We start from the raw sequence: 7,606 nt of genomic DNA, 5'->3' as shown, positions 1-7,606 counted from the left end.
CCCGCTCCGCCGATGATACTGGGTTTACCCCCGGGAAAGTAGGTAATCGCCTCCCCCTTATATTCTAACGACTCCTGCCGGGATGCAGGAGTCGTTTTTGCTTTTATTCCCTAGCCTGGCTAATCCGCCTACCTTCGCTTCTCATTACCTTCTATTTTCCTTCGTATCTACTCCAGATCTAAGGTCGCTACCCTTGGAAAACGTATTATTACTTCAATCGGCCTACTACTTTGAATTTTATAAATACGGATTTGGAATGAGGGGCTTCAGATAATTCTTCGGTCAAATCTTGACCGGCCCAGTGTTCATAGTGCTTGCCATTCCTCCATAGCCTAGAGTGAGTTACTTCGTAAATCGATCCCTCATAGGCAACCCATATTTCTTCTCTATCCTGTCCGTTTCTCAAGGCTAACTGTGATTTTGTATAGAACGGCAAATCGTCCATAGATGTCATTTTATTAATTTAAGTTGTTTACCTAGGGGTATAGCGTATTTTTTAGAATTCTACTATTTTAGTGAAAAATTATAGCACTTATGAAAAAGTATTTATTATTCTCTATTATCCTTATTTCTTCTGTGTTTGTAAGTAGTTGTGGCAAATCCAATTCCAAGCCTATATCGGAAGTAATCCGTAAGGTTTGGACTGCTAATACTGTTAAGGAAAATGCCACTACAGTTTATACGAAAGGAGCTACTGGCAATATCAAAGATAGTTATTCTTACTTCAAGCTTGATCTCAGTAGTACAGCTCAGCAAACGGTTAGACTTACCACTATCGATCAGACTACCTTTGTAGGTAACTGGACTATTTCATCCGATAATTCAAAATTAACGCTTACCAATTTACAGCCCGTTCCTACAGGTACAACAGGAACTATAGAATTCACTTTTGACGGAGCTCCAACGGAAACACAACTGAACCTGACTCGTACTTCACCAGACGCGAAAACGGGTAATACCACCAACAAGTATCAGTTAGTTAATCCTTAGTTGAACAAATTATACATTATTTTTGCAGAGCCTCCGTTCAGGGAGGCTTTTTTCATGCTCGGAAACTAATGCCTTTTTCATAAGGTTAGCAAAGAATGGAACGTACGGAATTGAATATACTGGGAGAGTTTGGACTTATTGATCGCATTGCATCTCAAAGCCAAATTCATAATCCTACTACGATTAAGGGGATTGGTGATGACGCTGCTGTAGTTGTCGCTGACCATGGCTATCAACTGCTATCGTCGGAATTACTAATTGAAGGCGTGCATTTCGATTTAGGGTATGTACCCTTAAAGCATTTGGGTTACAAAGTAGTAGTCGCTGGAATTTCTGATATTCTGGCCATGAATGGTATTCCAAAGCAGATCACTATTAACATTGGGCTAAGTAATCGTTTTTCGGTAGAAGCTATTGATGAATTGTATGCAGGGATTTTCGCTGCCTGCGAAGATTATGAAGTAGAACTAGTAGGGGGTGACACTACCAGCTCTCGGTCAGGACTTATTCTTTCAATCTCAGCCATTGGTACGGTTGAAACGGAAAAGATTACCTATCGCAAAGGTGCTAATGCTAATGATATCATTTGCGTTACGGGCGATTTAGGCGGTGCTTACTTAGGGTTACAGATTCTGGAGCGTGAAAAGAAAGTTTTCCTTGAAGCTCCCGAAGCTCAGCCGGTATTAACAGGTCATGAATACGTTTTGCAAAGACAACTGAAGCCTGATGCTCGTCTGGACATCATTAAGCAGTTACGGGAGCTGAATATTGTCCCTACATCCATGATCGATGTTTCAGATGGACTAGCATCGGAGTTACGTCACTTGGCGGCAGAGTCAGGTTTGGGAGTTCGGGTATTTGAAGAACAAATTCCCATTCATCAAAAATCTTATCTGGCGGCTACGGAGCTGAAGCTAGGACCGTTTACTGCTGCTTTGAATGGTGGAGAAGATTATGAGCTACTCTTTACTATTCGTCAGGAAGATTATCAGAAAATCTTGGATCATACGACTGATATCAGTTTCATTGGCTTCATGTCTTCTGATCCAACTGAAGCATTTTTCATTACCAAACAAAATGAGGCTGTTCCTTTAACGGCTCAGGGCTGGGAAAAGTAACACCTCAGCGTATATTGTCAAAAAGGCCCCTAAATCGAATTTAGGGGCCTTTTTATTAGGGATAAAAAGAGTTAAACGAATTCAAAACCTCGCTTGGTAGCATCGGCCACGAACTCTTTAACCTTTTGCTCCTGATCTTTAGGACAGATCATTAGTACGTTGTCAAACTCAGCAACGATGAATTCCTGGAGGCCTTCAACCACTACCAGTCGCTCTTTAGGCGTTTTAATGATGGAACCCGTGGTGTTATGTGTCACAATGTGTCCATCCATCACATTGCCGTTTTCATCTTTCTCGCTTACCTCATAAAGAGACTTCCACGTACCTAAATCCGACCAGCCAATGTCACTTAATACGACGTGCACATTCTGGGCTTTTTCCATCACACCATTGTCAATGGAAATGTTGCGACATTGTGGATACGCTCTTAATAATTGCGTTGCTTCGCTGTCGGCGTAAAAGTGAGTAGCCATATCCCGGAAAGCTTCGTCCATTTCAGGTAAATAGGATTCAAAAGCCTTTCGGATTGAATTCGCATTCCATACAAAAATACCGGCATTCCAAACGTAGTCGCCACTTTCCAAGAAAGCTTGAGCCAGCTGTAAATGAGGCTTTTCGGTGAAAGTTTTCACGCGTTTTACCTCTCCTTCGGCTTGGTCATCAAACTGAATGTAGCCGTAACCCGTATCGGGCCGAGTAGGGGTAATACCCAGTGTAACCAGCAGGTCTGAATTCTCAGTAGCGTCGAGAGCCACTTTAATCCGGTCAACGAATTCTTGTTCTTTAAGAATTAAATGATCGGCGGGCGTAACGACGATATTGGCTTGAGGATCGCGGGCGGCAATTTTATAACAGGCATACCCAATGCAGGGAGCCGTGTTGCGACGGGAGGGTTCCAAAAGAATCTGGTGATCCGAAAGCTGGGGTAACTGCTGTTTGGTTAAATCGTAATATTCCTGGGAAGTGACAATGTAGACGTTTTCAGGAGGACAGATTTCTGCCAGCCGGTCGAAGGTCATTTGCAGCATGGTGCGGCCAACGCCTAATACATCATGAAATTGTTTGGGGTAACTCTGACGGGAGAAAGGCCAGAATCGGGTGCCTACGCCCCCGGCCATAATGACTACGTATGTGTGTTGGAAGTTCATTGATAGATTAAAGGATAGATACGTTAGTGTTTTGCGGCTATCTAAAGCAGCTTATCTGGTGGAATGCGTTTTGAAATAATTCTCCACCTGCAAAGCTACGTTTTCTCTTAGATTTCCATAAAACATATTAATATCGGCTACATGCCAGTTTTTGATCGGTAACAAAAAACCAAAGGGTACCCGAGGTTTCGAAATCCAGAGTAGACCATTGTGGTTTTGAGCGTCCGTTAGTTTTTTGCGAAATTTAAAGTTAAGGCCAACGCCGCCCCGATGTAAGGAACGCGAAGCATAGGCATCAGATGTATTCCAGAGTAAAGGATTCGTTGAAACAATAGTTGGACCTTCCTGAAAGAAGCCTTTTTCGGGGTGATACCCTTTTTTAAAGGTACACCAACTTGCAAAAGTCCCGGCCTGGCCTGGCGTTTCAATTGGAGAGATGTACTTGAAAGTTCCTTTGGAAATCGGGCGACCAATTAAGTACGCTGCCACTAATTGAGCTTGTAACTCTTTCCCATCAAAAAAATCCTGTATCAATCGAATCGCGTGAATAGAGCCCTGGCTATGCGAGGCAATAATAATAGGCCGATTCTTATTGTAGTGCCTCAAATAATATTCAAAAGCCTTTTTTACGTCTGAATAAGCTAATGCCAGAGCCTGGTCGCGGGCTGCTGTGTCTTTCGTTACAAAAACGGAATAATGAGCCTGACGGTAACGCGGACTATAAATACGTCCTGAACCATTGAAAACCGTGGCCTGATTAATAATCGAATTACTATCCACACGGGCGTTAATCCGAGCATCATTTACATCCGCATTCCAAGACTGATTACCTTCGGGTTTAGCCGCGTAAAGTGTTGGATGAATAAAGAATACGTCAACTTTAGCGGTGGACTGCTGATCGATATACGCGGATTTTCTGGGGATAAGATCCGCCGCATCCTGCCGATCCGGGAGCGTAGCCCAGTGAGCGGAATTGGAGTAATCAGGAGCGTTAGGTTGCTGATCCATGGAATAGGCTGATTCGATCAAGTAACGTTTAGGACGGAAACACCCGGTGAAAATCAATAGTAATGAGGGTATTAGGATGATCCGAATCAGTGCGTACATGATTGATTAACAATTTAGATTTAAAAGTGTTTCAGAGGGATTGCAACCCTTTCGGTAGTGGTAAATCTTTTAGAAGGAATCCATAAAAAAACGTAAGATTATCAACTACTTTGTAGATACCTCAGCCTTATTTTATTCCTTCATTATGTATTCACCACTGGTATGAAGCATTTTTTTACGTATTCTTCTCCTATTCTATTTGGGCTAGGGCTTGCTTTGCTTCCTTTTTTCCTACAGGCTCAAATTCTCCTTTCTGGCCAGGTAATAGATTCGGTTACTAAAGAAGCCTTGGCCGGCGTTAGTATAACGATTGTTGGACAGGTAAATGGAACCATTACTAATACCAAAGGGGAGTTTCAGTTGGTGGCTAGTCAAAAGCCCCCCCTTCAACTGAAAGTTTCCAGCGTGGGTTACGCTACTCAGATTGTGGAAGTGAACCCTACGCAAACCTTTCTCCCTATTGCCTTACAAGAACAGGCCCTTTTGGGAGATGAAGTGATTGTTTCGGCTTCCCGAATAGAAGAAAATGTGTTAAAATCACCTGTGACGGTGGAAAAAATGGATATGCGAACGATTCAGTCCACGCCAGCCGCCAGCTTTTACGACGCTTTACGAAATTTGAAAGGAGTAGACATCTCTACGCAATCGCTTACGTTTAGCTCGATTAATACCCGTGGGTTTGCAGGAAATGGAAATACGCGGGTCGTTCAGATGGTAGATGGAATGGACAATCAGGCTCCCGGCCTTGGTTTCGCCGTCGGCAACATGGTGGGGCTATCAGAACTGGACGTTGAAAGCGTAGAGTTATTACCGGGAGCTGCTTCGGCCTTGTATGGTCCCAATGCAACGAATGGCTTATTGTTAATGAACAGTAAAAATCCCTTCACTTCTCAGGGAATCAGTGCTTCGGTAAAAATCGGAATTATGCACGCGGCTAACCGAACTACGGCTACAACGCCTTCTTATGATGTCTCGGTCCGTTACGCTAAGGTTATTCATCCTAAACTTGCCTTTAAACTCAATGTGAGTTACTTAACCGCTAAAGACTGGCAGGCTACGGATTACCGGGATCAAAGTTTTGGTTTAAGTCAGGATGATGCTCGATACCCTGGCTTCAATCGAACTGTTGCTGATAATCAGAATTATAATGGGGTTAATGTGTATGGGGATGAGAATTCTTCCAACGTCAATCTGGCCAGTTTTCGTCCGTATTTTGAAAGTTTCATGCAGTTACCCCAGGAGCAACTGGCCGCGATTGACCCCCGACTGGTAGGGGTAGTTAACGGCGTTCGAAACTTGGCAGCCCTTACCAACCAGTCTGCTTCAACGATTATTAATACCCTTATTTTACCCAATCAGCTTGTGGCTCGTACGGGTTATGCTGAAAAAGATCTGGTGGATTATCGTACTCGGAGTTTAAAAGTCGGCGGGGCTCTGCATTACCGGATTACTCCCAAACTGGAAGCCATTTTGCAGGGAAACTGGGGTTTGGGAACTACGGTTTATACCTCAACAGATCGGTATTACATCAAGGATTTTATTCTGGGACAGTATAAACTTGAGCTTAAAGGCGATGATTTTTTCATTCGAGGGTATACCACGCAGGAACGTTCGGGTAATGCTTATGCGGCGGGCGTGTTGGCGAGTTACCTCAATGAAGCTGGTAAACCCAGTCTGAACGCTGCCAATCTGGGCGGTTCCTGGTATCCCCAATACGCCTTTACCTACGGAGGTGGGGCGTTATCGTTTTTCAATCAGGCTTTTCAGTCGGCTATTAATGCGGGTCAAGCTCCTCAGTCAGCTTATGAATCTGCTCTACAGGCGGTTCAGCTTAACAGCGGTTTTCTACAGAATCTGGCTCGTAGCACGGCGGATCAGGGAAGGTTAATGCCAGGAACACCGGAATTCAATGCTGCTGCCCAAGAGATAAAGTCCACGGCTATTCCCAGCGGAGCCAAGTTTATGGATCGGACGAATTTGTATCACGCCGAAGGTATGTATAATCTGAGAAAATGGATTGCTCCAGAGGTGCTTGAACTGTTAGTGGGCGGAAATTACCGAATCTATGATCTAAATTCTCAAGGTACTATCTTTCTGAAAAAGCCTAATTCCAATGCGGAGTATAACATTCAGGAGTGGGGCGGCTATGTACAGGCGTCCAGGTCATTTGCCAGTATTTTGAAACTAACGGCTTCTCTACGGCACGATAAGAATGAAAACTTCAAAGGCCAGTGGAGTCCACGACTTTCAGGCGTATTGACACTGGCCAAACAGCATAACCTTCGGGCTAGTTATCAGACGGGTTTCCGTATCCCCACCGCTCAGCATCAGTACATTAATTTAGAAACGCCCGTTTCATTATTAGTGGGTGGATTAGCCATTACCCGAGATCGGTACCATTTGAACAATTACGCTTTATACACTTATGATGATCGTTATTTAGCTCATCCAACGGACCCTTCCCAGTGGAATCGGCTGCAACTCAATCCCCTGAAGCCGGAACGGGTATTAACTTATGAAGTGGGCTATAAAGGATTGGTGCTGAACCGTCTGGTGATTGATGCCTATTATTACCATAGTCTGCTACAGAATTACATTGGTGGTATGGTCTTTGTAACCCCAGAAAATCCATTGATTGGGACAAGAACGGTTTCGACCACAACAAACTATAACAAAAGCATTCGATACCAGGGTTTTGGCTTGGGCTTGGATTATCAGTTAATGAAAAACCTGGTGGTGAGTGGTAACCTTTCTAATACGACCTTACCAACAAAAAACGTAAGCTTATTCAACGGATCGCCTAATCATAATGTTCTGGACGATGGCTTTCAGGTGGGGTTCAACACGCCGAAGTATCGGTATAATCTTTCCCTGACGCGTGCTGTTTCGGCTAATAGTGATTGGGGTTTTAACGTAACCTACCGCTACCAAACCAGATTTTATTGGAATGATCTGATTCTACCTGCTCAAGCCCGCACAGCGGTGAACAGCCAGCAAATTGTTATACCGGCTTATGGCACCCTGGATGCTCAGGTAAGCCTTAAAATGAAAAGCATTAAGTCCGTTCTTAAAGCAGGAGCTAATAATCTGTTTAATCAGGCGTATACCACGGCTTGGGCTAACCCGCAGATTGGAAGTATGTATTACGTCGGCTTGACTTTTGACGAATGGTTACGATAATAAAACACCAAAGATCGTTCAACTCGAACTAGTAGTGTAAAATTGAACAAGGCGTTCCTTTCG

At 43.8% G+C, this 7,606-nt stretch carries 6 protein-coding genes; 3 read left to right on the top strand and 3 right to left on the bottom strand.

What is annotated here, in order from left to right; translation table 11 throughout:
- Nucleotides 1–208: 208 nt before the first annotated feature.
- Nucleotides 209–445: a cytochrome b5 domain-containing protein gene (locus BWI96_RS13195; RefSeq protein WP_106637087.1), complete on the bottom strand. Its 237-nt coding sequence runs from the start codon at nt 443–445 to the stop codon at nt 209–211.
- Nucleotides 446–534: 89 nt separating this feature from the next.
- On the opposite strand from BWI96_RS13195, the gene BWI96_RS13190 reads away from it, so the two are divergent.
- Both BWI96_RS13190 and thiL read left to right on the top strand, forming a co-directional pair.
- Nucleotides 535–990: a hypothetical protein gene (locus BWI96_RS13190; protein ID WP_106637086.1), complete on the top strand. Its 456-nt coding sequence runs from the start codon at nt 535–537 to the stop codon at nt 988–990.
- 95 nt (nt 991–1,085) lie between these two features.
- Nucleotides 1,086–2,108: a thiamine-phosphate kinase gene (gene thiL, locus BWI96_RS13185; protein WP_106637085.1), complete on the top strand. Its 1,023-nt coding sequence runs from the start codon at nt 1,086–1,088 to the stop codon at nt 2,106–2,108.
- 71 nt (nt 2,109–2,179) lie between these two features.
- Here the strand turns inward: thiL and BWI96_RS13180 are convergent, their stop codons facing one another.
- A complete protein-coding gene (locus BWI96_RS13180; RefSeq protein WP_232793714.1) occupies nt 2,180–3,256 on the bottom strand; it encodes a mannose-1-phosphate guanylyltransferase in 1,077 nt (358 codons plus the stop codon).
- Between the two features lie 51 nt (nt 3,257–3,307).
- Complete coding sequence (locus tag BWI96_RS13175; protein WP_106637083.1) at nt 3,308–4,363, bottom strand: DUF3089 domain-containing protein; 1,056 nt, start codon at nt 4,361–4,363, stop codon at nt 3,308–3,310.
- A gap of 162 nt (nt 4,364–4,525) precedes the next feature.
- Here BWI96_RS13175 and BWI96_RS13170 point away from each other — a divergent pair, with 162 nt between their 5' ends.
- Entirely contained in the window at nt 4,526–7,543 is a 3,018-nt protein-coding gene (locus BWI96_RS13170; protein ID WP_106637082.1) for a TonB-dependent receptor, read from the top strand.
- The last annotated feature ends 63 nt before the right edge of the window (nt 7,544–7,606 follow it).

The organism is Siphonobacter sp. SORGH_AS_0500, from assembly GCF_002838835.1.
In the GTDB taxonomy this organism is placed as follows: Bacteria; Bacteroidota; Bacteroidia; order Cytophagales; family Spirosomataceae; genus Siphonobacter.
This window is presented reverse-complemented; position numbering and strand designations above follow the sequence as displayed.

Bases quoted from the DNA above. Each gene is read 5' to 3' on its own strand.
- BWI96_RS13180 (WP_232793714.1), bottom strand. From the start codon at position 3,256: ATGAACTTCCAACACACATACGTAGTCATTATGGCCGGGGGCGTAGGC.
- BWI96_RS13170 (WP_106637082.1), top strand. From the start codon at position 4,526: ATGAAGCATTTTTTTACGTATTCTTCTCCTATTCTATTTGGGCTAGGG.
- thiL (WP_106637085.1), top strand. From the start codon at position 1,086: ATGGAACGTACGGAATTGAATATACTGGGAGAGTTTGGACTTATTGAT.
- BWI96_RS13195 (WP_106637087.1), bottom strand. From the start codon at position 445: ATGGACGATTTGCCGTTCTATACAAAATCACAGTTAGCCTTGAGAAAC.
- BWI96_RS13175 (WP_106637083.1), bottom strand. From the start codon at position 4,363: ATGTACGCACTGATTCGGATCATCCTAATACCCTCATTACTATTGATT.
- BWI96_RS13190 (WP_106637086.1), top strand. From the start codon at position 535: ATGAAAAAGTATTTATTATTCTCTATTATCCTTATTTCTTCTGTGTTT.